Consider the following 24,034-nt stretch of genomic DNA (forward strand, 5'->3'; position numbering starts at 1 on the left):
TTCCGCACGCGGCTCCTCGGACTCACCAGCTCACCGAGTCGATATGCACCGTGCCGGACCAGACGGCATCGGTGATGATATCAATGCCGAGCTTGGCCAGCGGCGTCGCCCCCGCGGGCACCTGCACGCTGACGGTGTTCCAGTCACCGGTCTTCAGCGTCGAGACAGGCACCCACTTCGACGTGAACAGCCAGTTGGCCGCAGCCCCCTGCTGCACGAAGGGCTGGAGGGCCGTGATGCGGCTGCCCGCCGGGAGCCAGAACCGGAAGGACACCGTCTTGCCCGCGGTCGCGGAGGGATTGTCGACGTAGACCGGAGACGTCCCGGACGCCGTGCCGCCCATCGTCACCGCGAGGGAGCGACTGCCGACCGCGGCCCGCGCGGTGGACGAGGCCACCCCGGTGATACCCGGACCCGAGAAGGCCCACCCCTGCGTTCCCGACTCGAAGTTGTACGGCGCGTTGTCCGTGCCGGGATTCGTCGGAGGGTTGGTCGGAGGATTCGTCGGCGGAGGGGTCGTGGAGCCCGTCGCGGGGATGGCCAGGCCACCGGCCTTCAGGAAGGCGCCCGCGCGGCTCTTCAGGAAGAGCTGGCCGTCCGTGTAGACGTCGGTGAGGTGCGAGGCCTGCTGGCCCTCGCCCCGTCCGAACAGCAGCGCGATGACCCCGCTGCTGGCGAACTTCTCCCGGTGCTTGTCTCCGCCGGTACCGAAGAAGTACTCGGAGCGGTTGTCCTTGTAGCCCGCGCGCGGCGCGTTGCTGTCGTTGTTGGCCACGTTCGCGCTGTTGGAGTTGCCCTCGGGGATCTGCCACAGCACCCAGCGCTTGCCCGAGGTCACGTTCCACAGCCGCAGCCACTCGGCGTACCGGTTGAAGCTCTTGGACGAGATGGAGGCATTGTCGTTCGCGTCCCACCACCGGTCCTGGCCCTGGACGAGCTTGAAGAAGTCCGCGTCGCGATCGAGCGGGTCTCCCACCAGCACGTCATAGGTGGCCCCCGTGACGTTGGTGCCCAGACCGAGCGGCTTGAGGAAGTTGTAGACCTTGTCCACCTCCGGCTGCAGCGGGTCCGTCACGGAGTAGTGTGCGATGTCCTTGCTACTGGCCCACCCCGAGATGTGGATGCCCAGGATGACGTTGTTTGCGCCCACCGCCTTGCGCAGCTGGAGGAAGGAGAGCCCCCATCCGGCCACCGTGTTGGGCAGTCCCGCCAGCTCCGGAATCCCCGTGGACGCGACCGCCGCGGGGGTGTTGGGGTTGTCCTTGGACTGCTGCTGCAAGAACCCGTAGCCATCCGCCTCCATCATCACCAGCACGGGCTTGCCGAACTCCTTCGCCTTCTGCATCAGCGTCTTGAAGTCGGAGTAGTAATTCTTCATCGTGGTGACGTCCTGCACCTTGGCGAGGTTCTGGGCCTCGCCACCTCCAGGCTCGCCGTTGAGCTGGTAGTACTGGATGGCTGGAAGGAAGCCCTGAGCAGAGGACTCCTTCATGTAGTCCAGCGCGTAGGATCCATCTGCGGCCGACCAGCCCCAGTTGTTGATCCACCCCTTGGTCAGGTAGCGGTAACGCACATCCCAGGACACTTTGCTGTCCTTCATCCACGTCTGTCCGGTGTCCTCGAAGAGGCCCACCAGCAGGCGCGAGGGAAGTCCCGTGGGGATGTTGCCCGCCGGGGGGGTAACAACAGCCGCCTCGCGGTTCTCCAGGCGAGGCTCCTGGTTGTCCGAGGCAAGGTCTCCAGGCGTTTCGGGCCCGCAGGCCGCAAACACCAGGAAGGCAAGCGACACGATGGTGTGTTTCGTCATGGCCCCCGGAACCGAAAGGCCTTCCCGCGTCATCCCGCCTTCCCTTTGGCTCCCGAGGCACCCGCGCAGGGGCTCGCCTCCCCCTCCCCCCCCGGTGCGACAACCACCGACGCGCTGCTACTGGACGGCGTTCAGCATGGCTCGGCTGAACTGCTCCAGATCATCCGGCTTGCGGCTCGTCACCCAGTTGCCGTCGATGACCACGGGCTGATCCTCCACCTCCGCGCCCGTGTACCGCAGGTCGCTCTGCACCGTGTCCCACGCCGTCAGCTTGCGGCCCACGTGCACGATGCCCGCCGACATCATCAACTGGGGTCCGTGGCACACCGCCGCGATGGGGCGCCGTGCATCATCGAAGGCGCGCACGAAGTCCACGAAGCGCGTGTCGTGCCGCAGGTGGTCCGGCGAGTAGCCACCGGGGATGAAGAGCAGGTCGTAGTCCTCGGGCCGCACGTCCCCGATGCCTTTGTCCGCCTTCACGTCCTCCTTGCCCTGCTTGCCCTCGAGGTGCTCCCCGGCCTTCGTGCCGATGACGTCCACCACGTGCCCGGCCTGTCTCAGCGCGTCATAGGGCTTGCGGAACTCGGAGTCCTCGAAGCCCTGTCCCAGCAGACACGCCACCTTCACGCTTCGACCCATCGTTTCTCCTCCCCTGCATCGAGTTTCAAGCGCAGAAGATGGGCACGCTCTCACTGTACCCGAGGCCCCCTGCTCGCTGGACGGGGGAGGCAGTGCACTCAACCCGTGCAGGCATCTCGCGCATCTGCGAATCTTGGCCCTGCCTTGCACCTTGAGATGACCCTCATCATCGGCCTGATGGTGGCCGCCAGCTCGCTCGCGATCGCCGCTAAGCGCGTGCGCATTCCGTACAACGTCGCGCTGGTGGTGGGAGGGATGATCCTCTCCGTGGCGGGTATCCTGACGGGCGTCCCTCCCCTCAACCCGGAGGTCGTCTTCCTCGTCTGCCTGCCGCTGCTGCTCTTCGAGGGCGGCATCACCGCGGACGTGGCCAACGTGCGCGCCAACCTCCTGCCCATCGCCACCCTGGCCACCCTGGGCATGGTGCTGGCCATCGCCGCCACCGGCACGGCGCTCCACTTCACCCTGGCGCTCGCCTGGGGGCCCGCGCTGCTGCTCGGGGCCATGCTCGCCGTCACCGACACCGTCTCCATCCTCTACGCCTTCCGCCGCGCACCCGTGCCCCGGCGCCTCTCCGGCATCATGCAGGGAGAGAGCCTCTTCAATGACGGCACCGCGCTCGTGGCCTACGCGGCCATCGCCCGTGTGGTGGTGAATGGCGAGGGCTCGCTGTCACTGCCGCTGCTCAGCGCCAAGGTGCTGGGGGCCACCCTGGGAGGACTGGCCATTGGCCTCACCCTGGGGCTCGCAGCCGGCTTCATCATCCGCCACACCAAGGATCCGCTCGCGGAGATCATGGTGACCACGGCACTGGCCTTCGCCTCCTACGTGATCGGCGAGCAGTTGCACATGTCGGGAGCCATCGCCGCGGTAACGGCCGGGCTGAGCACGGGCATCAACCTGCGGCGTCACGTGGCCCCACAGAGCCAGGTGGCCATCCACTCCTTCTGGGAGTACGCCGCCTTCGGGGTGAACACCTTCCTCTTCCTGTCGGTGGGGCTCACCACCAAGCCGGAGACGCTGGTGCGCTACATGCCCCAGACGGTGCTCGCGGTGGCGTGTGTGTTCGCTGGGCGAGCGGTGGCCATCTACCTGCCTTTCCTGCTGCTGCGTCTGACTCGCCCCTCCGAGGCTGTCCCCCTGCGTTGGCAGCACGTCTTCGTGCTCGGCAACATCAAGGGCGCGCTCTCCATCGGTCTGGCGCTCGGTTTGCCCGAGGCCACGCCCGCGCGCGAGCTGCTGGTGGCCATCGCCTTCGGCGTCACCTTCCTGTCCCTGGTCATCCAGGGGCTGGCGCTCACGGGCATCCTCCAGCGGCTCGGCCTCTTCCAGGAGGACCCGGTGGCCTACGCGGTGGCCGAGCAGCAGGCCCGCCTCATCGCCAGCCGCGGCGCGCGCCAGGAGCTGGAGCAGCTGCATGACCAGGGGCTCATCCCCCGCGCGGCGTACGAGCACCTGCGCAGCGACTACCAGGTGGGCATCGCCAGCGCCGAGCGCGAGCTGCGGCGGTTGAGTGAGCAGCACCTGGCGCAGGGAGCGAAGATCGTGTTGGCCACGCGTCGCCGCCTCATCGACGCGGAGCGCACGGCGCTGTTGGAGGCCCGGCGCTCCGGCCTCATCCCCGAGGCCACCGCCGAGGCGCAGCTCGCGCGGTTGGACGAGCGCACGCTGGAGTTGGAGCACGTGTTGTCGGGGGCCCCGGAAGGCGAGGCGGGCAGCGAGAGGAAGGCGTCATGAAGATCATCATCGCGGGCGGTGGACGGGTGGGCGGGGCGCTGGCGGCGAGGCTGGTGGCGGAGCACCACCATGTGACGGTGGTGGATCGGGACCAGAACACCTGCAACCGGCTCTTCGAGGACATCGGGGTGGTGACGGTGTGTGGGGACGCCAACGACCCGCAGGTGCTGGAGTCAGCGGGCATCTCTGGCGCGGACATCGCGGCCGGAGTGCTGGCGCGAGACGCGGAGAACCTGGCCTTCTCCACGCTGGTGCGCTCCATGAGCCGCGCGCGCGTCATGGTGCGCATGTTGGACAGCCGCTACCGCCAGGCCTACCGGCTCGCCGGGGTGAGCGAGCTGGTGGAGGAGGCCGAGGTGGTGGTGGCGAAGATGACCACGGCCATCGACTTTCCGCAGGTGGCGGGCTCGCTGCCGCTGGCGGCCGGGCACGTCATCCTCTTCGAGCTGGAGGTGAGCGCGAAGGCCCTGGTGGCGGGCCGCACGGTGGCGCAGGTGCGCGGCATGCCGAACTTCCCGCGCGAGTGCGTCTTCATCGGCCTGGTGGACCTGGAGGGCCGCATCACGCTTCCGGACGGGAACACGACGCTGCGCGCGGGGCACACCGTCATCCTCGTGGCGCGCCGCGCCGAGCTGGCTCGAGCCGTGGAGTGCCTCACCCTCGAGCCCCAGCGCCAGGAGGACACGCCGCTCGCCGAGATGCTGCGCAAGGTGGACTTCCTCGCGCCGCTGAGCGCCGAGGAGCTCACCACAGTGGTGCGCGGCGCCGAGTACCTGCGCAAGGAGGCGGGAGAGGCCATCTTCAAGAAGGGCGACGCGGGGGAGACGTTCTACGTGGTCGTCTCCGGCCAGGTGAACCTGCTGGCCGAGGGAGGGCGTCTGGTGGAGGTGGTGAAGCCCGGGGGATTCTTCGGAGAGATCGCCCTGCTCACCGGCGAGCCTCGCGCCACCAGCGCCGTGGCCGGCACCGTGTGCGAGCTGGCCAGCGTGGGCCGGGATGACTTCCGCAGCGTGGTGATGGGCAACCCCGCCATCGCGTTGGAGATGAGCCGCATCCTCGGGCAGCGGCTGGCGAGGATGGCACAGCAGGACAAGGGGCCCCAGAAGCGCAAGGGCCTCTTCGGGCGCTGAGCCCCTGGGAACATTCGCTGACACCCGCGGCCATTTCCCCTCTCCCTCCGGGCTGAAGAATGCACACGCAGAGGGAGAGAGGGAGCAAGGGGTGGGCAAGCAGGAAGGCGCATGACTTGAGCGGTAGGGTCCGATAGGGAGGCAGCCCATGGACGCTGCCGCATTGTATCTGACGTACGAGGTTCTCTATCCGGCCGGGAGTTTCGGTCCCCAGGACGAGGTGTGGCTGAGGGACAGGCTGCTGCACACCCTTCACCTGATGGAGGGGCAGCCTGGGGTCACCCTCAATCGATTGGGCACCAGCCGGGCGGAGCGAATGGGGGCCTACCGGATGGTGGAGAATGAAGACGTCAGCTTCCAGAGGCTGCTGGAGCCGGCGGCCCAGACAGTGGGCAAGGCGGTGGCACAAGGGCTGGCGGGAGAAGTGGCGCTGTGCGTGCACGACCGGACCGAGGTGGAACTCAGTCACCTGTCCATGAGCGGGGTAGGACAGGTGGGCAACCCCGTCTGTCAGGGCTTCTTCGTGCAGACGGCGTTGGTGGTGCAGACGGACGGCGCCGCCTTTGGAGTGCTGGGAGCGTGCACCTGGGAGCGCCCGGCCGCGCAAAGGGGCAAGGCCAAGAGCAGAAAGCAGCGGCCCTTCGAGCAGAAGGAGAGCGTCTTGTGGTGGCGGGCCCTGGTGGAGGCCGAAGAGCGCGTGGGAGAGCCAGGGCGGCTGCTGCACATCATCGACGCCGAAGGAGACATTTTCGAGTTGCTCTCCCGCGCGACCGGCGAGGGCTTTCAGCTGCTGGTGCGCGCCGGCCAGGACAGGCGAGTGGAGGGGGAAGGGGGGAAGCTGTGGGCCACCCTGGAAGGGTTACCCGTGGTGGGCAGCCGGCCGTTGCACGTGTCGGCCCAGCCAGCCCGGGCCGACAGGGTGGCGCGCACGGCACGCGACGCCACGCTGTCGCTGCGCTATGCCCCCCTCACGCTGCTGCCCCCCGGGCGCCAGGGTGGGCAGCCGGTGCGGGTGTGGGGCGTACTGGTGCGCGAAGAGGCGCCGCCACAGGGACAGAAAGCCGTGGAGTGGCTGCTGCTGAGCAACGCGCCCATTGAAAGTGAGGAGGCGGCCTGGGGCGCAGTGACGGCCTACCAGAAGAGGTGGGGCATTGAGGAATTGCACAAGGCCCTGAAGACGGGCTGCCGACTGGAGGGGCGTCAGCACGAGGCACGCGAGCACCTGGAGAACCTGCTCGCCCTCACCCTGCTGACCTCCGTCAAGTTGCTGCGCCTGCGCACCCTGAGCCGTACCCTCCCGGATGAGCCCGCCGACGCAGTGCTGGCTCCGGCCGAGGTGCAAGTGCTCCAAGCCATGGCACCCCAACTCTCTCCACGCATGCCCTTGCAAGGGGCGCTGACGCTTCGTCAGGCCCTGCTGCTCATCGCCGCCCTGGGCGGTTACATGGCCAACCCGCAGAAGCGCCCTCCGGGCTGGCTCGTCCTCTGGCGCGGCTACGAACGGCTGCGCGACTACGTCGCGGGCTTCTCCCTTGCCCAGTTCCTTTCCGCCGCCCCCCCGCCTGCCTAGCGTGTGCAATCCTCAGCCCTCCGGGAGAGGGACAGGGTGAGGGTATCGGGTGAACTCGGGTTGAACCCTTTATCCACACTGTGGGCCACGGGTTGAAGAACGGACTCGGATACCCTCACCCCAACCCTCTCCCGAAGGGAGAGGGAGTGTCCTCCGTCACGAGGATTTTTGCTCGGGTGCGGGCACGAGCCCGTACAAAGTGGTGACCTCTCGGGAGCGCGCCGCGTGGAGCGGGTCGGACTTGTCCTTCGCCTTCGAGTGGCGCGCGGGAGTCGACTTCTTCCACTTCACCACGAGCCCACAGCGCGCGAGCTCTTGGTCCAGCCACTCCGCGGAACGCAGCCCAAGCAGCACCGCCAGGTCCGAGAGGATCAGCAGCCCCTCGCCCCCCGGGTTGAGGTGCTCGGCCAGGCCCTCCAGGAAGCCGAGGAGGAAGCGGTTGTCTTCGTCGAACACCGCGCGGTCGACACGGTTCTTCGGCGGCTCGGGAAGCCACGGCGGATTGCTCACGACGAGGTCGGCCTTGCCGGGTGGAAAGAGGTCTCCCTGGAGGACCTCGAAGCGTTTGGAGAGGCCCAGCCGCTCGGCGTTCTCCCGAGCGCAGGCCACGGCTCGCTCATCGCAGTCGGTCGCCGTCACCGAGCTCGCTCCACGTTGAAGGAGCAGGAACGAGAGCACCCCGGTCCCCGTGCCCACATCGAACACCTTCTTGCCCTTCACGTCGGTGACCGAGAGCAGCAGCTCGACATAGTCCGTGCGCGTGGGCAGGTAGACGCCGTAGTGCGGGTGAATCTTGCCCTCGAGCCCGGGGACCGAGAGGCCCTTGCGGCGCCACTCCGCGGCTCCGAGCATGCCGATCAGCGTCTTCAGGGAGACCACGGTTTTGTCGGCGTCGGGCTCGCCCCACACCCACCGGCAGGCCTCGGCGACGTCGGGAGCACGCCTCAGCTCGAGCCGGTAGGAGCGGTCGAGCGCTACCACGATGCGCGAGAGCGTCTCATGCTCGAGCTGGCGCGCGCGGCGTTCGGCCCGGAAAGCCTCGAGGGGCGAGCGCGCCGCGGTGGGGGCGGGGAGGCGGCGACCCATGGCCGCGAGGAGCTGTTTCGCGTTCTGGAAATCGCCGGTGTAGAGCAGGTGCTCGCCGCGCCGGACCCGTCGCAGCGCGGCGTCGGCGGTGAGGCGGTCATCGACAGGAGAGAGTCGCGACGGGGCCGACTCGTCGCTCTCGGAACGCCAGCTGAAGGAATTCACGCGGGGCACTCTACCGCTGCCGGGACGTCGAGCAGGCACCTCAAGAGCCACTTCGTCCGGCGGGCGGCCGAGGTAGCGGAGGAAAGGAGGGCTCCCGGAGAGCGGCTGGGGCTCGGGAAGCCTCTGGTATGGTCCGGCGCCTGCTCATGGAAGAACCCAAGCGTGCCGTTCCAGGACTGAGGCCCGACACCCTTGAGCGCGTGGCCGCGGTGGTGCTCGCGTTCGTGGCGCTGGCCTATGTCCCCCTCTACCTGTCGATGCCGCTCGCGCGGGACCAGGGCCTCTTCGCCTGGGTCGCCATGGTGGTGCGCGACGGGGGCCTGCCCTACCGCGACGCGTGGGAGGTGAAGGGCCCCCTGGTGTACCTGGTGTACGCCCTCCCCGTCAGCCTCTTCGGCTCCGTGTCCTGGGGCGTGCGCCTGGTGGATCTGCTCTTCGTCGTGGGCGGCATGCGCCTGCTGTACGTGGCCCTCCGGCCCCGGGTGAGCACGCCCCTGGCCATCCTGACGGCGCTGGTGCTGTTCACGTACTACACCTACAACTTCTGGGACTCGGCGCAGGCGGACAGCTGGGCGTCGCTCGTGCTGCTGGGCTGCCTCGTGCTGTTCTTCGCAGATGGGGGCGAAGGCGTCCCTGGGTGGCGCTCCTCGCCGGGGTGTTGCTGGGCTTGCTGACCCTCTTCAAGCCCCTCTACGGCCTCTTCTGCGTGCTGCCTCCCGTCTACGCACTCGTCAGCGAGCCGCGCGCCTGGCGGGCCAACGTCACCTTCGTCGCCACGGCGGCGCTCGGCGTGCTCGCGACGCTCGGCCTGTTCGTGCTCGTCTTCTGGCTGCGGGGTGGACTGGAGGCGCTCGTCGACATCCAGTTCCACTTCAACCCCTCCGTGTACCAGGGCACCCACCAGCGGTCGTTCGCGGCGAGTCTGCACGAGCTGCGCGCCCGGCTGATGGAGCCGCACATGCTGGCGCTGCACGTCCTGGGACTGGTGGGCCCGGCGTGGTACGCGCGCTCGGCGCGTCGCGAGGTGACGCTGCTGTACACCGCCTACCTCGTCGGGTTCGTCTCCCTCTGCATCCAGAACAAGTTCTACCCGTACCACTTCTTCATCCTCTTGCCGGCACTCTTCGTCGGAATGGGGCTCGCGCTGCAGGCCACGGGCGAGGTGCTGAAGGAGAAGCCCCGGGCCCTGCGCCTCCTGCCGAGACTGGGTGCCCTCGGGCTGCTCGGCTTCGGCCTCTTTCCGCTCGTCCTGATGATGTCCATGCGCGCCGAGGACGGCCTCGACTACCTCAACGGCGAGCTCTCCGCCGTGGAGTACAACGCCACGTTCAACGGGCTCGACTTCTACTACGAGGACATCGCGGCCCTCGCCGAGCACATCACCGAGAGCACGGCTCCCGAGGACACAGTGCTCGTCTACGGGTTCGACGCGGGGATCAACTTCCTGTCCAACCGGCACTCCCCGACCCGCTTCGGCTTCCAGTACCCGCTGGTCGTGGGCACGCAGGAGTACAAGGCCCGCTACCGCGCCGAGTTCCTCGCGGCGCTCGAGGCCCACCCGCCCAAGCTCATCGTCGTGGCGGACCGCATCGACAACAACCTGTACCGGGGCACCTCCGTCACGCTGCTGAATGACTTTCCGGCGCTGAAGGAGCTCCTCGAGCGCGACTACAAGCCAGAGGCGCGGACACGGCATTACTTGCTGTTCCGGAGGGCCTCCCCTGGCGAAGCGTCAAGGTGACACGGGCTCCGGCTCCAGCGAGGGCCGAGTGGGAGCCATCGGAGGAGGAGGGGCTGGGTCGATCTCGATGGCGTCGACGTAGCACCAGCCCCAGTGCTCTCCGGGCTCGAAGGAGCGCATCAGCGGGTGTCCCGTGGCCTCGAAGTGCCGCATCGCGTGCCGGCCGAAAGAGGCATCGCAGCAGCCCACGTGGCCGCATATCAGGCACATCCTCAGGTTGTGCCAGCGCAGGTGCTGAACCAGACACTCCTCGCAGCCCGAGGTGCGCGGCAGCACGTCCTGCCGCAACAGGTCCAGGTGCACGCACGTGGTGGCCGTGCCATGCCGTAGCCCGCCCATCGTGCCCAGCATGCGCCTGGGGCCGGAGACAGGGCCGTGCTCGGGCACGCCCTCGTGGCGCAGCGCGGCCAGCAGCGCGTTCATGACCTCCTCCGCCACGCCGCCCGCGTGCAGCACCCGGGTCACCGCCTCCAGCGCCGTCTCGAACTCGCCGGCCACGATGTCGCTCGCGCCCCGCTCGTGCAGGTCCCCGATGTCGCGCAGCCGCGGCACCTTCACCAGGATGGGCACATCCGGGGACAGCCTGCGCGCCGCGGACACCGCCCGCTGGGAGCCCTCGGGATCGCTGATGAGCAGCACCAGCGCACGCGCCCGGTGGATGCCCGCCCGCTCCAAGATCTCCGGGCTGGTGATGTCCCCGTAGTACATGACCTCGCCGCGCCGCCGTGCCTCGGCCACCACGTGCGGATCCAACTCGATGACCACGTGGGGCAGTTGGCTGGCGCGCAGGGCCCGCACCACCATGCGTCCGGCGGTGCCCAGCCCCGCGACAATGAAGTGGTCGGAGAGCTCCTTGTGCTCGGGCTCCAGCCGGTGCGGCCCATGCGCACCGAACAGCACCTCCAGCGGCCGGAGGTGCGCCATGCCCGCCGCCAGCCTGGGCCCGAAGCTCAGCGCCACCGGAGTCACGGCCATGGTGAGGACGCTCATGCACACGAAGAGATCCCTCTCCTCGGCGCTGAGCAGCCCCGCCGACAGACCCTCGTTGGCCAGCACGAAGGAGAACTCACCAATCTGCGCCAGCCCCACGCCCGCCAGCACCGCCACCCGGAGCGGGAAGCGCATCACCAAGGCCCCTACCCCGCCGAGCACTGACTTGCTCACCAGCACGCCCACCACCAGCCCCGTCACCAGCAGCGGGTGCTCCAGGACGACGCGCACGTCGAAGAGCATGCCGATGGAGATGAAGAAGAGGCTGGCGAACGTCTCACGCAGCGGCAGCATGTCCGCCAGCGCCTGGTAGCCGTAGTCGCTGTCCGCCAGCGCCACCCCGGCCATGAAGGCCCCCAGCGCCAGAGACAAGCCCGCCAGCGAGGCCAGCCACGTGATGCCAGCGCCCAGCCCCAACACCGCCAGGAGGAAGAGCTCGCGTCGGCGCGTGCCCGCCACCACCGCGAGCAGCGACGGCACCACCACCCGACCGAAGACGACCGTGGCCACCACCAGCAGCGCCGCCTTGGTCAGCACCCAGGCGACGCCGGCCGCGCCCACCTCCTGCCCGGCCAGCAGCGGGATGACGAGCATCATCGGCACCACGCACAGGTCCTGGAAGATGAGCGCGCCCACGATGAGCCGCCCGTGGGGAGCATCCGTCTCCTGCCGCTCGGCGAGCACGCGCAGCACGATGGCCGTGCTGGAGAGCGCCACCAGGAAGCCCAGGAAGACGCCCTGACGTGCCGGGAAGCCCAGCACCCCCGCCACTCCCACCACCGCGAGCAGCGTGAGCGCCACCTGGATGCCCCCACCCAGGGTGAGCACCTTCCACAACCGCCGCAGCCGCTCGAGCGAGAATTCCAGGCCAATGCCGAAGAGCAGCAAGGCCACACCTATCTGGGCCAGGGCCTCCAGGTGCCAGGTGTCATGCACCCAGTCGAAGCCACTCGGGCCAATGAGCGCTCCCGCGGCGATGAGGCCGGCAATGGTGGGCAGGCGCAACCGGCTGAGCGCCAGAACCACCGCCACCGCCACTCCAAAGACGACCACCAGTTCCTGGAGCAGCTCGGGAGTCTGCATGGACGCGCCTCCGCGTCACCCACTCCCCTAAGGATAGGTACAGCGGAGGCGCGTGCCGGGCTCAGCGCTGGAAGTCCACGCCCACTCCCAGGCCACCCGTGAAGCCATGCATCAGGGTGCCATCCGCCTGCGGGAAGAGCTCCGTGCCTCCCGTGACGAGGCCGTAGACCGCGGGCAGGAAGCGGTGACGCAGCTCGAGCGCCGCGGAGTAGCGCGGCTTGACGGTGAGGTCGGTGAGGATGACGCGCAGCTCGCCCCGCGTCTTGCCCCCAGGCAGGTGCGCCTGGAGCACGGCGTCCACGTCCACTCGGCCCGTGGAGACGAAGTACTCGCCGGACGCGCTGGCGCTCAGCTCCAGGTCCTCCGGTCCACCCGGACTCACCAGCGCCGCCACCTCGCCGTAGCCAGAGAAGGTCCCCGGCAGCACCTCCTCGGCGAGCGGCTGCTCACGCAGGCCCACGCCCGAGAAGCGTGCGAACTCGTAGCCCGCGCCGAAGAAGCCGAAGCGGAAGCGACCGCCCTGACGCCGGGCCTCCAGCCGGCCCGTAATGTCCAAGGTCTGCTGGGGCTTGCCCCGCACCACCAGGCCGACGGCTGCGCCGTACTCCGGCTCTGACTCGATGAGCGTGTCCGCACGCGCGCCCGCCGCGGCCTGCACCCACAGGTGGAGCGTCTCGCTCTTCACCACGCCCGCCTGGAGTCCAACACTCGCCGCGGAGAGCGAGGGCGACGTGCCACCGCCCTCACCGAAGTCGTGCGCCACGTCCACCGAGAACAGGAAACGGTCGAAGGCCGTCTCCGAGCTGCTCAGCACGCGGCCCAGGTCCAACCGGAACTCGCCGGCGAAGAGTCGCTTGGCCAGCACGTCACTGGCGAAGAGCTCCACCCGGGTGGGCCCCAGGTACGCGGTGAAGTTGGCACCCGCGGGGTGGTAGTCCGGTGAAATCCGGTTGTGGTAGCGGTTCACCAGCCAGCCCGCCCCGAGCGTGTAGGTGGAGAAGGCGCCCGCGCGCAGCTGGAAGCGGCCATCCTCCCGGCCGATGCGCAGCCCGCGCAGAATCTGGGCGAAGTCGCTGGTCTCGTCCCAGTCCTGGCGACGCAGCCGGCCGCTGAAGTCTGGCCCCGTCTGCTTCGGCTCCTGATCCAGCAGGTTCAGGCGCAACGGCGCGCCGAGCTCGAACTCGAATTCCTCGCCGCCCCTTACACCCAGGCGGGGGAATGCGACCCCGAAGATGTCCATCCCATTGGCGCCGCTCCCCGAGGGAAGGGCTTGTCCGCCCACCTCGAGGGCCGCGTGGAAGTGGACGCCGTCTTCCGCGGGCGCTTCAGGAGTTTCGACGAAGGCCTTGGGGGCCTGCTGGAGCACGGAGGCAAGGACGAGGGCACCAATCATGGCGCGCCACTCTACCGCGCTTCCCGCCCAACGCCCGGTGACAGGACGTTAAACACCCCGTGGACTCGCTTCCTCGGAAAGCGAGTAACCAGGCCCCTCTCTCAACCAACGAAGACAATCTGCTTGCCCGTCGCCGCGGACATGGAGCGCGACGACATCAGCTGCGCAGCGGCCTTCGCCTCACCGGCCACGTCCATGGCCGCGGCGATCAAATCACCCAGCGTCACCTGCACCTTGCGCACGGACCTGCTCGCCTTCGCCTTCGCGACCGCTCGCCCCGCCGTGCCCTTCACCCCACGCGCCACCCGATTCATCACCTGTCCACGCCGCTGGGTCTTCGCCATGGTTCGCCCTTCCCTCTGGTCTAGGTTGTCCGTCTCGCCGCCGACGCCCCACGCCGCCGCCTTCACGACAGACCCTCAGAGCAACCCGCGTGCCTGCTCACAACCCCTTGGAAATACAAGGGGCCTACAAGGTGGGAGTCCCGCGAGCGGCATGCCACGGCCTGTCATTTCTACAAAAGGGGGTGGAGCCTCTCCGGAACGAATGACCGGGAACGACACCTGCGGAGACGCACGCACCTGGCGAAAAACATGTCACCCAGACGACGTGCCACCGGAGCCACGGGGTGAGGGTACCTGCCCGGTGGAGCAGGGATGACGTCTACTCGAAGCCCCCCGCAAACCCCCAGAGGTCCAGCATGAGCAATCGGGTCATTCCCCCCGAAGTCGAGGTGTTGGGTCAGTCCATCATGGCGATGATTGGAGGGATGGAGCTCCTCAAGGCGAGGGCCCAGAGAATCCTGGCGGAGAATGGAATCCCCCAGCTCGAGCCGATGCGTTGGTACTCCATGCGCAGCGCCATCACCGCCATCCAGAGCATCGAGCAGAAGATTGGCCCGGTGACAATGCGGGCGGTGGGCCGGAAGATTCCGGAGCACGCGAAGTTCCCCTCCAACATCCGCCTCCTGGAGGACGCGCTGCGCTCACTCGATGTGGCCTACCAGATGAACCACCGGGGGCAGCAGAGCGGCAACATCGGCGGCTACCGCTTCGAGTCCGACAAGGGGGGACGCGGCGGCCGGATGATCTGCGACAACCCCTACCCGTGTAACTTCGACCACGGAATTGTCGAGGCGCTGTGCGAGCGCTTCCGGCCGAAGGAAGCGATGTGGGTGCGCGTCGAGCACAGCCCCCAGAGCTGCCGCCAGAAGGGGGACTTCTCCTGCACGTACCAGATGACCTGGTGAGCGCGGGCGCTACTTCGCGGGAGGCGAGGAGAGGACGAGGATGAGCTCGCCGCCCACGTGCTTGCCGACGTTCTGGTAGACGGAGCCCTGGCGACCCAGCTCCACGTCCATGCCGCCGCCCTGGGGAACCTCCACGCGGAGGGTGGCGGTGTCGCCCTGCATGCGCAGCAACTTCAACGAGGCGTTGGCGCCATTGGGCAGCTTCACCTCGGTGGCATCCTTGCTGCCCACCTCCAGCGTCTGCTGCGACAGGCGCTTGAAGGAGGTGAAGTTGAAGTTCTGCCGCTGGAAGGTCTCCTTCATCTTCTGGAGCTGCGGCGGATCCACCTCGGTACCCTTGCGGGAGACGAGCACCACCTCCACCTGAACCTTGAGCTTCTCCTCCTGGGCCTGGGCCGCCGCCGGCAACAGGAACAACCCCAGCAGAGCGAGGGTCGACAGGGCCGCCGGCATGCGCATCATCATCGTCACAGCTCTCCTCCCTTGGGGGGCTCGACTTGCTGGGCCGGGTCCTTCTTCTTCTTCAGCGGCTCCCCGTCCAGCTCGTCCGAGTCATCGTCGGGCACGCCCTGGGGCTTGACCGATGACGCATCGTGCGCCGGCTGCGCGTCCTGGTCCATCATCCAAATGATGGTGTTGCCATCATCTGACTCAAGCACCACCGGGGCCACCTTGGCGCCCTCGGAGGCCCGGACCGCGCGCACCCGCATCCGGTCAGCGCCGTAACCCATGGGCGCGTCGTTCTGGCTCGCCAGGAGCGGAACGAGGACCAGCGCGAGCACGGCCGCCGTGGCCAGCGAGGAGACCATGGCGGTGCGGTGGTAGAGGAACATCTCAGAGAACGAGATGCGCAGCCGCTCCAGCAGGGGCGGACGCTCGGGCGTCACCCGGGCCATGACGCGCTGGGTGAAGTCCTTGAAGTCCACCTCGTCCACCGCCATCTCGAGCCCCACGCGCAGCAGCGCGGACTCGGCACGCAGGTCCGCGGCCCGGCTGGCGCAGTCGCGGCAGGCTGCGAGGTGACGCTCGACGTTGACGCGCTCGGCAGGGGAGACTTCCCCGTCGATGTAGGGAGACAGCAGGGGGACGAAGCGCTCGCACGCGGGATTTCCGGCCATGTTCCTCACCCGGTGTAATGGGGGACTTGGAGGTTGGACGGCAGCTCGGGACCGATATTCCAGCCCCTGTCACTCACTGCCCACCCCACTCTTGGCCTCGTCCAACTCCAGGTATTCACTGAGGATTTTCTGAACCTTGGCCCGCGCGTGGAAGAGTCGGCTCATCACCGTGCCCTTCGGAATTTCCAACGTGCGGGACAAATCCTCGTAGCTCATGCCCTCGATCTCGCGCAGCAGGAGGATGGCGCGGTGTTTCTCAGGAACGGCCGCGAGGGCCTCCTGGATTTTTTCCGCCAATTCGCGGCGCAGGGCGCTCTTCTGAGGGTTGGTGCCCAACCGGCTGCCGAGCGCACCAATGCGGGCCTCGGACAGGTCGGTGGCGACGGACTCGTCGAACTCCTCGGCCTCACCCCCAGCCGCTCCCTTCCGACGCATCACGTCGATACAGATATTGACGGTGATGCGGTAGAGCCAGGTGTAGAAGGACGAGTCGCCCTTGAAGTGGTCGAGGTACTTGTAGACCTTGACGAACGCCTCCTGGGAGACGTCCATCGCCTCTTCCTTGTCCTTGAGCATGCCCAGCGCAACGGCATAGACCTTGCGTTGGTAGCGCTCGACGAGGAGCTTGAAGGCGCGCTGGTCTCCATCACGGACGCGCTTGACGAGAGTGAGATCGTCGGTAGCCAAGGGTGCGCCACCCTAGCATGAGCGCCCCAGGCCCCAAGCATTCTGAAATGGGGGGGAAACGTTCACCGGTGGGCGGCCTCACAGGCTGGCGAGCATCCCCACCAACAGAGCCGCGCCCGCCAGGGCGATGACGGCCCCGAAGGCCACCTGGCTCCACTTCTCCTGGAGGAGGGAGCTGTCCTCCGGGGAGTCGCGCAAGCCGTGTAGGGCGTTCCAGAGCATGTGGGGGCCCAGACGTCTGGAGGAGCCCCGGCGCTCGAGGCCTGACTCCGGCACGTCGTCCGGGTTCAGAACCACGCCCTGATTCGCCAGGGCTACGCCTGAGGGAACCATCCCTGGGTGCACGGCCGCGGAGGGCTCGCTCGTCAGAGGAGCGGGCAAGTCGGGCTGCTCCGGCTCCTTGTGCGGCTCTGGCTCCTTCTGCTCGAACACGACCGAAGGGGCGCTGTCCTGCCGGAGCGTCCGCTCGGGAGGAGCCTCGAGCTGGCGGCCCTTCCGCTCTTGAGAGGCAGGAGGGGCCTCGAACTGGCTGTCCTTCTTCTCCGGGTGGACGGAAGGGGCCTCGGACTGGCTGCCCTGCTGCGCCTGGGGAGCAGAAGTCTCGGTGACGAGAGCGTCAGGGCTCTGGAGCCGGAGCTGCTCGCCCGTGCGCCGGGGGTGCTCCTGGGCCTTGGGCTCCTCGAAGACACCGGAGGACTTGCTCTCACGCGTCCTTCCGGAGCGGGAGGAGCCGCCCACCTCCAGTCCATCCTGGGCGAAGTTCCAGATGCCTGTCCTACCGTCGTTCTTCGACTCCTTCGCCTCGTTCTTCCGCGGCTCGCGCTGGCCACCTGGACGAGGGCGATCCGTCAGGGTGGGCGGGTCGGCCTCCAGGGGCACTCGCGCGATGCGCGTCTTCTCCTCGCGGCCCCCACCGGAACCAGGGCCCGACCTGTCAGGACGACCCGGGAGGCCGCCCTCGGGGGCGCGGGTGGGGACCTGACCCAGCGGGTTCCCGGGTCCTCCCTTGATGTTTCCGGCGTGGCTCATCACCCAGATTGTCGTCCGGGCGGCGGCCAAGTTGCCAGGGGAGCCCCTGATTACTCCTCTTCCCGCTCCACCTTCACCGGAGATGTCATCCCATTGGCATCCAGCGTGACGCTGAAGACGGACACCTGACCATCTCCATCCAGGTCACCCCGCGCGTAACAGGTGACCTCCGCCTCGCCCAGGGGCGTCTCCTGCACCACCACCTGATACTGGTAACGAACGCGCTCGCCCGGCTCGAAGCCAATGTGCTTCAGGTTCTCGTCCGGCTCGAAGGGCACCGCCTTGCCACCTCGCGGCACCTCCTTGGGGACCGGGCCCGCGACGGGGAAGACGCCGTGCTCGTCCCGGTAGGACTGCACGTCGCTACAGAGGCGAAGCACGTTGACGCGCGCCTCGTTGGAGAGGGCCTGGTCCTGCGGGGGATACTTGCGGCTGATGGCGTAGAAGACGCCGCCGGCCACCGCCATGAGGCACGGGACCGCGAGCACCGCCACCACCAGTGCCACCTTCTTCCAAGGGGCCATGCGCGGCTTGTTGGGTACGGGACTCTCCACGATGGACGCTCCTCCTCGTTACCGGGAGCCCGCCCAGTCGCGCGGGTTGCGGAGCACCTCCACCAGCTTCGCCTCCTCGGAACCGGGAGCCGGGTGGTAGTCGTAGCGCCAGCGCACCTGCGGCGGCAGGGACATGAGGATGGACTCGGTGCGCCCCTTCGTCTCCAGCCCGAAGATGGTGCCCCGGTCCCAGACGAGGTTGAACTCCACGTAGCGCCCGCGCCGCACCTCCTGCCAGAAGCGCTGCGCCTCCGTGAAGGGCATGTCCTTGCGGCGCTCGACGATGGGCAGGTACGCGGGGAGGAAGGCCCGGCCGGCGTCGCGCACGAGGGCGAACTCGCGCTCCAGGTCGCCGCCCATGTTCTCGAAGAAGATGCCTCCCACGCCGCGCGCCTCCTCGCGGTGACGCAGGTAGAAGTACTTGTCGCACGCGTCCTTGAAGCGCGGGTAGTACGCCGGGTCGTGCCGGTCGCAGGCCTCCTTGTGCACGCGGTGGAAGTGCACCGCGTCCTCCTCATAGAGGAAGTACGGCGTCAGGTCCGCGCCACCGCCGAACCAGGCCTTCCCGCCCTGGTGGATGAAGCGGTAATTGGCGTGCACGGTGGGCACGTGCGGGTTGCGCGGGTGGAGCACCAGCGAGATGCCCCCGGCCCAGAAGGTACGCCCCTCTCCCTGCAGCTTCTTCGCGAAGGCCTCCTCCAGTTCGCCGAACACCACCGAGGTGCTCACGCCGCCCTTCTCCAGCACGGCCCCGTCCTCCAGCACGCGACTGCGCCCACCCCCGCCTCCCGGACGCTGCCAGGGGTCCTCACGAAACCGCGCCTTCCCGTCGAGCCGCTCCAGCGCCCCGCAGATGTCGTCCTGCAGCGCGTGGATGAACTCCCCCATCCGTTCCTTCAGCTTCTCCACATCCACCGTCATGGATTCTCCTGAGTCGCCACCGGCGCCTCGAATTGCAGGGAAGACACCGCGGGCGCTGTATTACCCGCCGCGTCGAAGACCTCCAACTTCGCGCGATAGCTCCGTCCTTCCTCCAGGGCGAAGGCGCCACCACAAGCCGAGTGCCCCACCAGGGCCACGCCGTCGTGCAACGGAGTGATGTAGTGCTGGGGCGCCACGTCCTCGCCGCGACGCCAGAGCGTCACCACCACGTAGGCGGGGCTGTCCTCGCGCAAGGACATGCGCAGCTTGACGAAGCGCTCGGTGCCGTCACGGGTTCGGCGCAGCAGTCCCTCGCTGACAGCGGGCTGCTTGAGCCAACGCGGGCGCGCCACGTCCTGGCCTCGGCCGCTGTGCCACTCGGGTTGCGAGGTGCCTCCTCCATTGAGCACCTTCGCCCCGGGCAGCACGTCATCCAGACGCAACGTATAGACACGACCCGGCTTGAGCGAGCCCGAGGGCCGCAGGACGACCGTGGTGCGCCCGAGGGAGCTCGTCCAGCCACGCTGGATGCGTACCTCCACTTCGTGGCCCTCTGACTGGAGCCGCAGGATGCGGCCCGGTAGGTCGGCCACCCGTGAGCTGAAGGCGCCGAGGCCCTCCAGCAGGAAGCGCGTGTTGGTGGGTACCACCGCACCAGGCATGGGAAACACCTGCACCCCATCCTCGGGGCAGGCGGCGTGTGCGGGGGCGGATAGGACGAGCAGAGCGAGGAGCAGGACGACGGTTCGCACGAGACCACCGAGTCTGCGCCGGCCTGCTGCCGGAGGCCAGCATCCGGATGGTGTTGTCCCCTCGGCAACATCCGGGCCCTGACGCGACCCCGCCCTCCGGGGCACACCGGCGCGGGGACGTGTGGCCAGCGAGGACGTTACCGAGTCTTGGCTTGGCCGCTCGGCCGACAGCCCGCACTGTGCGCGCCCCACCCCCACCCACCGGGAACCCCCCATGTCCCGTCTGCGTCCGTCCCTGCTGCTGCTGGCCTCTCTCGCCACTGCGTGCGGTGGCTCCCTCGAGGAGTCCGCCTCCGAGTCCGAGCTCGCCACGCGCGAGGATGCCGTCACCATCCCCGCCCGGGGGAGCGCCTCCACGCTCGACTTCGGCAACTGGAACATCGAGTGGTTCGGCTCCACCTCCAACGGCCCCTCTAACGAGTCCCTGCAGCTCTCCAACGCGCGCGACGTCATCAAGGGCGCCGACCTGGACATCTGGGGACTGGAGGAGGTGGTGAGCACCACCAGCTTCAACAACCTCAAGTCGCAGCTCACCGGCTACGCGGGCTTCCTCGCCAACGACGCCACCGTGACGAACGGCAGCGCGTACTACAGCTCCAGCGAGCAGAAGGTGGGCATCCTCTACAAGACGAGCGTCGCCTCGGTGGTGAGTGCCCGCGTCATCCTCACCTCGTATGACAGCGACTTCGCCGGCCGGCCGCCGCTCGAGGTGAAGCTGCGGGTGAACCTCAACGGCCGCACTGGGGACGTCGTCGTCATCGTCCTGCACGCCAAGGCCTACGACGACTCCACCAGCTGGCAGCGCCGCTACAACGCCTCGCAGGCCCTCAAGAGCTACCTGGACAGCACCTACCCAACCACCAAGGTGATGGTGTTCGGCGACTGGAACGACGACGTGGACACCTCCATCACCTCCGGCAAGGCGTCCCCGTACAAGAACCTCGTGGACGACTCGGCCGACTACTCCTTCCCCACCAAGGCCCTGTCCGACGCGCGCATCGCCACCACCGCCAGCTACCCGGACGCCATTGACCACCAGCTCGTGACCAACGAGCTGAAGGCGTCCTACGTCTCGGGCTCCGTGCAGGCGTACCGGGTGGACTCGTACATCTCCAGCTACAGCAGCACCACCAGCGACCACTTCCCCGTGCTCTCCCGCTACAACTGGTAGCCGGAGCCGGTCGTGTCCCTCCTCCCGCCCGTGCCCCTGACGGGCGGGAGCACCTTCAGTGCATGGGACGGCCGTCGTCAGAGAGGACGATAGGACCGAAGCGCTCCTCGTACCGGGTGACGCCGTCCTGAAGGACCGCCATCAGGCGCTTGAGGTGCTTGGGGTTGAGGATGACGCGCGAGCGCACCTTCGCACGAGGCTGGTGCGGCTGGACGTAGATGAAGTCCAGGGTGAACTCCGTCTCCGTGTGGTTGACGAGCGCCATGTTCACGTACTGACCGTTGGCCACATCGTCATCAATCTGAATCTGCAAAGGGACATCAGGGGGCTTGGGAGGAGTATCCGACATGGGAGGGGGGCATACCGCCAGACGCCCGCCGTGACTAGACTGAGAGACAGTGCGAGCACAGCGGATGGATCCGGAGAAGACGGCGCCGTTCGAGCTGGGGCAGGGAGACGATGCCTGCCTCTTGCTACACGGCTTCACCGGGAGCCCCTGGGACGTGCGCCCTCTGGGCGAGGCCCTGGCGGCACGAGGCCTCTACGTCCGAGCCATCCAGCTCCCAGGCCATGGCTCTACTCCCGAGGCCCTGCTGAGCGTGGGCCACCGGGATTGGACTCAGGCCGCGGCCCAGGCCCTGCTCACCCTGCGTGACTACCGACGCACCTTCGTGGCGGGCCTGTCCATGGGAGCCCTGCTGGCATTGCGGCTCGCGGCGGACTACCCCGAGCGGGTGCACGGGCTGGCGCTCGTTGCCCCCGCCGTGCGCTTCAAGGGGCCCCACATGTGGCTGCTCAAGCGTCTGCGGCACTACGGACTGCTGGAGCGGGTGAAGCCGTGGGTGCTCAAGTCGGGCACGGACCTCTCTGACCCGGAAGCACTGGCAGAGGCGCCCATCCTCCCGGCCTTCCCCTCGGCGCGGTTGCAGGACATGTGGGAGTTGCAGGACGCGGCGATGAGCGCCCTGCACCGGGTGCGCAGCCCCGCGCTCGCCGCCGTTGCCGAGCAGGACCACGTGGTGGACCCCGAGGGCGGCCAGATGCTGGCGCGCGGCCTCACCGCCTCACCCCAGGTGCGCTTCATCTCGCTGACGGCCGGCTTCCACATCATCCCGCGCGACAAGGGCGGGCCGCTGCTCTCCTCCGAGGTGGGGAGCTTCTTCGACCGAATACGCGGAGTGCACGCCCCGCCCGGAGACCCGAAGCTCAGCCCTCCACGTCCAGCGGCAGGGTGACCGTGAAGGTGGAGCCCTTTCCGAGCTGGCTCTCCACCGAAATAGTCCCGCCGTGGGCCTGGGCGATCTCCCGCGCGATGTAGAGCCCCAACCCCAGGCCACTGGCCTCGTTGGCGCTGATGGCCCGCTCGAAGCGCTCGAAGATACGGTCGCGGTCCTCCTCCCGAATCCCGAGGCCCTGGTCCTTCACCGCCAGCCGGGCCCTCGCCCCATCGGACGACACCTCGACGTGCACCGGCCTGCCCGCTCCGTACTTGAGCGCGTTGGTCAGGAGGTTGATTACCACCTGCTCGAGCCGCCCCCGGTCCCACAAGCCCTTCACCTGAGGACCCGGGGCGATGTCGAGCCGCATGCCCGCGCGCGCGAACTCACCCGACATGCGCTCCACCACGTCCGCCACGAGCTCCCACAGCTCCACGTGCTCCAGGTGGAGCGTCAGCTTGTGGGCGTGAATGCGGGAGACGTCGAGCAGATCGGACACCAGCCGCGACAGACGACGCAGCTGCCTGTCCGTGCGGTCGAAGACCCCCATCATCTTCTGGGGCGAGAAGGACGACAGGTCTCCACGTCCCAGGGCGCGCGTCAGGGACTGGATGTGCAGCTTGAGTGACGTCAGCGGCGTGTTGAGCTCGTGGCTGGCCACGGAGAGGAAGTCGTCGCGGGCCTGGACGGCTCGCTCCAGCGTGCGCTCGGCGGACCGGAAGCGCTGGAGCTGTTGGATCATCCACTCCACGCGCTGCTCGGTGGAGTCCTGACCCAGCACCATGGCGGGCGACTCGTAGTAGAGGTTGGGGCACACCTGGTTGCCGAGAATGGCGACAGGGTGCGTGCGGAGCACGTCGCGAATGACGTCCGCGCCGAAGCGCGTGCGGTTGTACTGGCAGATGGCCGTCACGCGGCTACCCGGGAAGAAGTTGCTCAGGAGCGACTCGTACTCGATGAGCCGATCCCCCCCGCACTCGTGACCCAGGGCCCACGTCATCTCGCCCGTCACCCTGAAGCCCGTGCGGCCTGCCGCGAGCGCCTGCCGGGCCGTCTGCTCCAGGAAGGAGATCATCGACGTCGGGTCGAACGTCCCGAAGCACAGATAGGCATCACGCTTGGTGGCGAAGAGCAGCTGGCCCGAGCGCTGGTGCGCATCGACATCCACCCCGCGGGAGATGAAGGCCTGCCGAACCTCGTCGAGGCTCCGGTCGTCGATGACGTACAGGCACGCCTCGTTACGAGCCAACCCCTGGGCCATATAGGGGACCACTGCGTCCCACTGCTCCGCGGCGTTCTCGTACACCAGGCACAGGTGGTCTCCATGGCCCATGCGCTGAAGCTCTTGTTGGATCTCCATCTGCTCGCGTCTTCCTCTGCTCCTCCAACCGAAGGAGTAGGTACAAGTAGTTCAGGGGCTGACTGAGACAATACACAGGACCGGAGCATTCCAGTCCGCAAGGCACGAGACCACGCCCAAGAGGGAACGCCTCCCCGCCTGCTCTACTCCAGGGGAAGCACTCATTTGGTACGGAAGCGCACCAAGAGCAACAACTCTTCCAGCTCCCTTCTCCCATCCAGGATCGCGAGCACCAGCCGCACCGGACTCATCCTGCTCGAGGTAGTCCAGCAACTCGTCGAGGTCGGTGCGCGCGACTTCCGCCCAGTCGACCACGAAGCGCTTTGCCACGCCTACTTCTCCCGCTTGAGCCGCCGCCGCGCACTCGCGAACACCTCGGACTGAGGTGTCGTCCGCCCGGCCTGCACATCCGCCTCGCCCTGAGAGGTGAGCTGGAGGAGCAACGACGCATCTCGGAGGGCCTCATAAGTGGCTACGTCGAGGACGACCGCCTGCGCATCCCCATGCTGCGTGATGACAACGGGCCTGCGCGAGCGCTTCACTTCCCGCAGCAATTCCGCGGCGCGGGTCTTCATGCAGGTCACCGGCTTGATGTCCTCGGTCAGCTTCATGCACCGCACCTCTCAGTGCCATGG

General features: G+C 68.1%; 24 protein-coding genes. 8 read left to right on the forward strand and 16 right to left on the reverse strand.

Annotated features, from left to right (window positions below):
- Positions 1 to 22 precede the first annotated feature (22 nt).
- On the reverse strand, positions 23 to 1,807 hold the full coding sequence (locus F0U60_RS48185) for a hypothetical protein (RefSeq protein ID WP_395810843.1): 1,785 nt from the start codon (positions 1,805 to 1,807) through the stop codon (positions 23 to 25).
- A 117-nt stretch (positions 1,808 to 1,924) separates the two neighbouring features.
- Positions 1,925 to 2,446 carry a type 1 glutamine amidotransferase domain-containing protein gene (locus F0U60_RS48190; RefSeq protein WP_395810845.1) on the reverse strand — a complete coding sequence of 174 codons (522 nt, stop codon included), beginning with the start codon at positions 2,444 to 2,446 and terminating at the stop codon, positions 1,925 to 1,927.
- 156 nt (positions 2,447 to 2,602) lie between these two features.
- Here F0U60_RS48190 and F0U60_RS48195 point away from each other — a divergent pair, with 156 nt between their 5' ends.
- The 3 genes from F0U60_RS48195 (at position 2,603) to F0U60_RS48205 (ending at position 6,883) form a co-directional block, all read left to right on the forward strand.
- On the forward strand, positions 2,603 to 4,183 hold the full coding sequence (locus F0U60_RS48195; RefSeq protein ID WP_395810847.1) for a cation:proton antiporter: 1,581 nt from the start codon (positions 2,603 to 2,605) through the stop codon (positions 4,181 to 4,183).
- Positions 4,180 to 5,313 (forward strand): NAD-binding protein, encoded by a 1,134-nt coding sequence (locus F0U60_RS48200; protein WP_395810849.1) that lies wholly within the window; start codon positions 4,180 to 4,182, stop codon positions 5,311 to 5,313. The genes F0U60_RS48195 and F0U60_RS48200 overlap by 4 nt, the downstream gene beginning before the upstream one ends.
- A 148-nt stretch (positions 5,314 to 5,461) precedes the next feature.
- Positions 5,462 to 6,883: an IS4 family transposase gene (locus F0U60_RS48205; protein ID WP_395810851.1), complete on the forward strand. Its 1,422-nt coding sequence runs from the start codon at positions 5,462 to 5,464 to the stop codon at positions 6,881 to 6,883.
- A 156-nt stretch (positions 6,884 to 7,039) separates the two neighbouring features.
- Here F0U60_RS48205 and F0U60_RS48210 read toward each other — a convergent pair whose 3' ends face one another.
- Positions 7,040 to 8,134, reverse strand: coding sequence for a methyltransferase (locus F0U60_RS48210; RefSeq protein ID WP_395810853.1), 1,095 nt, complete (start codon positions 8,132 to 8,134; stop codon positions 7,040 to 7,042).
- Positions 8,135 to 8,280: 146 nt separating this feature from the next.
- Here F0U60_RS48210 and F0U60_RS48215 point away from each other — a divergent pair, with 146 nt between their 5' ends.
- Positions 8,281 to 8,808, forward strand: a complete 528-nt coding sequence (locus tag F0U60_RS48215; RefSeq protein ID WP_395810855.1) for a hypothetical protein — start codon at positions 8,281 to 8,283, stop codon at positions 8,806 to 8,808.
- Positions 8,772 to 9,875: a hypothetical protein gene (locus F0U60_RS48220; RefSeq protein WP_395810857.1), complete on the forward strand. Its 1,104-nt coding sequence runs from the start codon at positions 8,772 to 8,774 to the stop codon at positions 9,873 to 9,875. Before F0U60_RS48215 ends, F0U60_RS48220 begins: the two co-directional genes overlap by 37 nt.
- On the opposite strand, the gene F0U60_RS48225 is transcribed toward F0U60_RS48220, so the two are convergent.
- The 3 genes from F0U60_RS48225 to F0U60_RS48235 all read right to left on the reverse strand — a co-directional run bounded on the left by F0U60_RS48225 (position 9,867) and on the right by F0U60_RS48235 (position 13,685).
- Entirely contained in the window at positions 9,867 to 11,948 is a 2,082-nt protein-coding gene (locus tag F0U60_RS48225) for a cation:proton antiporter (protein WP_395810859.1), read from the reverse strand. The genes F0U60_RS48220 and F0U60_RS48225 overlap by 9 nt on opposite strands.
- A 61-nt stretch (positions 11,949 to 12,009) precedes the next feature.
- On the reverse strand, positions 12,010 to 13,341 hold the full coding sequence (locus F0U60_RS48230; protein WP_395810861.1) for a hypothetical protein: 1,332 nt from the start codon (positions 13,339 to 13,341) through the stop codon (positions 12,010 to 12,012).
- Positions 13,342 to 13,442: 101 nt separating this feature from the next.
- On the reverse strand, positions 13,443 to 13,685 hold the full coding sequence (locus F0U60_RS48235) for a chaperonin (RefSeq protein WP_395810863.1): 243 nt from the start codon (positions 13,683 to 13,685) through the stop codon (positions 13,443 to 13,445).
- A 356-nt stretch (positions 13,686 to 14,041) separates the two neighbouring features.
- Here F0U60_RS48235 and F0U60_RS48240 point away from each other — a divergent pair, with 356 nt between their 5' ends.
- The gene (locus F0U60_RS48240; RefSeq protein ID WP_395810865.1) at positions 14,042 to 14,590 is read left to right on the forward strand and encodes a hypothetical protein; all 549 of its coding nucleotides are present in this window, start codon (positions 14,042 to 14,044) and stop codon (positions 14,588 to 14,590) included.
- 9 nt (positions 14,591 to 14,599) lie between these two features.
- On the opposite strand, the gene F0U60_RS48245 is transcribed toward F0U60_RS48240, so the two are convergent.
- The 7 genes from F0U60_RS48245 to F0U60_RS48275 all read right to left on the reverse strand — a co-directional run bounded on the left by F0U60_RS48245 (position 14,600) and on the right by F0U60_RS48275 (position 19,651).
- On the reverse strand, positions 14,600 to 15,055 hold the full coding sequence (locus F0U60_RS48245; protein WP_395810867.1) for a hypothetical protein: 456 nt from the start codon (positions 15,053 to 15,055) through the stop codon (positions 14,600 to 14,602).
- A gap of 2 nt (positions 15,056 to 15,057) precedes the next feature.
- Positions 15,058 to 15,708 (reverse strand): anti-sigma factor family protein, encoded by a 651-nt coding sequence (locus F0U60_RS48250; protein ID WP_395810869.1) that lies wholly within the window; start codon positions 15,706 to 15,708, stop codon positions 15,058 to 15,060.
- A gap of 69 nt (positions 15,709 to 15,777) precedes the next feature.
- Positions 15,778 to 16,395 (reverse strand): RNA polymerase sigma factor, encoded by a 618-nt coding sequence (locus tag F0U60_RS48255; protein WP_395810871.1) that lies wholly within the window; start codon positions 16,393 to 16,395, stop codon positions 15,778 to 15,780.
- Positions 16,396 to 16,473: 78 nt separating this feature from the next.
- On the reverse strand, positions 16,474 to 17,424 hold the full coding sequence (locus F0U60_RS48260; RefSeq protein ID WP_395810873.1) for a hypothetical protein: 951 nt from the start codon (positions 17,422 to 17,424) through the stop codon (positions 16,474 to 16,476).
- Between the two features lie 50 nt (positions 17,425 to 17,474).
- Positions 17,475 to 17,978, reverse strand: a complete 504-nt coding sequence (locus F0U60_RS48265) for a hypothetical protein (protein ID WP_395810875.1) — start codon at positions 17,976 to 17,978, stop codon at positions 17,475 to 17,477.
- A gap of 18 nt (positions 17,979 to 17,996) precedes the next feature.
- Positions 17,997 to 18,899 (reverse strand): oxygen-dependent coproporphyrinogen oxidase, encoded by a 903-nt coding sequence (gene hemF / locus F0U60_RS48270; RefSeq protein ID WP_395810877.1) that lies wholly within the window; start codon positions 18,897 to 18,899, stop codon positions 17,997 to 17,999.
- Positions 18,896 to 19,651: a hypothetical protein gene (locus F0U60_RS48275; RefSeq protein WP_395810879.1), complete on the reverse strand. Its 756-nt coding sequence runs from the start codon at positions 19,649 to 19,651 to the stop codon at positions 18,896 to 18,898. Before F0U60_RS48275 ends, hemF begins: the two co-directional genes overlap by 4 nt.
- Positions 19,652 to 19,865: 214 nt before the next feature.
- Here F0U60_RS48275 and F0U60_RS48280 point away from each other — a divergent pair, with 214 nt between their 5' ends.
- A complete protein-coding gene (locus F0U60_RS48280; protein ID WP_395810881.1) occupies positions 19,866 to 20,822 on the forward strand; it encodes an endonuclease/exonuclease/phosphatase family protein in 957 nt (318 codons plus the stop codon).
- Between the two features lie 55 nt (positions 20,823 to 20,877).
- Here F0U60_RS48280 and F0U60_RS48285 read toward each other — a convergent pair whose 3' ends face one another.
- Positions 20,878 to 21,171, reverse strand: a complete 294-nt coding sequence (locus tag F0U60_RS48285) for a DUF3467 domain-containing protein (protein ID WP_395810883.1) — start codon at positions 21,169 to 21,171, stop codon at positions 20,878 to 20,880.
- 64 nt (positions 21,172 to 21,235) lie between these two features.
- On the opposite strand from F0U60_RS48285, the gene F0U60_RS48290 reads away from it, so the two are divergent.
- Entirely contained in the window at positions 21,236 to 22,057 is an 822-nt protein-coding gene (locus F0U60_RS48290) for an alpha/beta hydrolase (protein WP_395810885.1), read from the forward strand.
- Here F0U60_RS48290 and F0U60_RS48295 read toward each other — a convergent pair.
- Both F0U60_RS48295 and F0U60_RS48300 read right to left on the reverse strand, forming a co-directional pair.
- Positions 22,029 to 23,399, reverse strand: coding sequence for an MEDS domain-containing protein (locus F0U60_RS48295; RefSeq protein WP_395810887.1), 1,371 nt, complete (start codon positions 23,397 to 23,399; stop codon positions 22,029 to 22,031). The two genes, F0U60_RS48290 and F0U60_RS48295, sit on opposite strands and share 29 nt — an antisense overlap.
- Before the next feature lie 332 nt (positions 23,400 to 23,731).
- The gene (locus F0U60_RS48300) at positions 23,732 to 24,010 is read right to left on the reverse strand and encodes a type II toxin-antitoxin system Phd/YefM family antitoxin (RefSeq protein WP_395810889.1); all 279 of its coding nucleotides are present in this window, start codon (positions 24,008 to 24,010) and stop codon (positions 23,732 to 23,734) included.
- Between the last annotated feature and the right edge of the window lie 24 nt (positions 24,011 to 24,034).

This window comes from Archangium minus (assembly GCF_044360475.1).
In the GTDB taxonomy this organism is placed as follows: domain Bacteria; phylum Myxococcota; class Myxococcia; order Myxococcales; family Myxococcaceae; genus Archangium; species Archangium minus.

Bases quoted from the DNA above. Each gene is read 5' to 3' on its own strand.
- F0U60_RS48185 (WP_395810843.1), bottom strand. From the start codon at position 1,807: ATGACGAAACACACCATCGTGTCGCTTGCCTTCCTGGTGTTTGCGGCC.
- F0U60_RS48190 (WP_395810845.1), bottom strand. From the start codon at position 2,446: ATGGGTCGAAGCGTGAAGGTGGCGTGTCTGCTGGGACAGGGCTTCGAG.
- F0U60_RS48195 (WP_395810847.1), top strand. From the start codon at position 2,603: ATGACCCTCATCATCGGCCTGATGGTGGCCGCCAGCTCGCTCGCGATC.
- F0U60_RS48200 (WP_395810849.1), top strand. From the start codon at position 4,180: ATGAAGATCATCATCGCGGGCGGTGGACGGGTGGGCGGGGCGCTGGCG.
- F0U60_RS48205 (WP_395810851.1), top strand. From the start codon at position 5,462: ATGGACGCTGCCGCATTGTATCTGACGTACGAGGTTCTCTATCCGGCC.
- F0U60_RS48215 (WP_395810855.1), top strand. From the start codon at position 8,281: ATGGAAGAACCCAAGCGTGCCGTTCCAGGACTGAGGCCCGACACCCTT.
- F0U60_RS48225 (WP_395810859.1), bottom strand. From the start codon at position 11,948: ATGCAGACTCCCGAGCTGCTCCAGGAACTGGTGGTCGTCTTTGGAGTG.
- F0U60_RS48230 (WP_395810861.1), bottom strand. From the start codon at position 13,341: ATGATTGGTGCCCTCGTCCTTGCCTCCGTGCTCCAGCAGGCCCCCAAG.
- F0U60_RS48235 (WP_395810863.1), bottom strand. From the start codon at position 13,685: ATGGCGAAGACCCAGCGGCGTGGACAGGTGATGAATCGGGTGGCGCGT.
- F0U60_RS48240 (WP_395810865.1), top strand. From the start codon at position 14,042: ATGAGCAATCGGGTCATTCCCCCCGAAGTCGAGGTGTTGGGTCAGTCC.
- F0U60_RS48245 (WP_395810867.1), bottom strand. From the start codon at position 15,055: ATGATGATGCGCATGCCGGCGGCCCTGTCGACCCTCGCTCTGCTGGGG.
- F0U60_RS48250 (WP_395810869.1), bottom strand. From the start codon at position 15,708: ATGGCCGGAAATCCCGCGTGCGAGCGCTTCGTCCCCCTGCTGTCTCCC.
- F0U60_RS48260 (WP_395810873.1), bottom strand. From the start codon at position 17,424: ATGAGCCACGCCGGAAACATCAAGGGAGGACCCGGGAACCCGCTGGGT.
- hemF (WP_395810877.1), bottom strand. From the start codon at position 18,899: ATGACGGTGGATGTGGAGAAGCTGAAGGAACGGATGGGGGAGTTCATC.
- F0U60_RS48280 (WP_395810881.1), top strand. From the start codon at position 19,866: ATGTCCCGTCTGCGTCCGTCCCTGCTGCTGCTGGCCTCTCTCGCCACT.
- F0U60_RS48285 (WP_395810883.1), bottom strand. From the start codon at position 21,171: ATGTCGGATACTCCTCCCAAGCCCCCTGATGTCCCTTTGCAGATTCAG.
- F0U60_RS48290 (WP_395810885.1), top strand. From the start codon at position 21,236: ATGGATCCGGAGAAGACGGCGCCGTTCGAGCTGGGGCAGGGAGACGAT.
- F0U60_RS48295 (WP_395810887.1), bottom strand. From the start codon at position 23,399: ATGGAGATCCAACAAGAGCTTCAGCGCATGGGCCATGGAGACCACCTG.
- F0U60_RS48300 (WP_395810889.1), bottom strand. From the start codon at position 24,010: ATGAAGCTGACCGAGGACATCAAGCCGGTGACCTGCATGAAGACCCGC.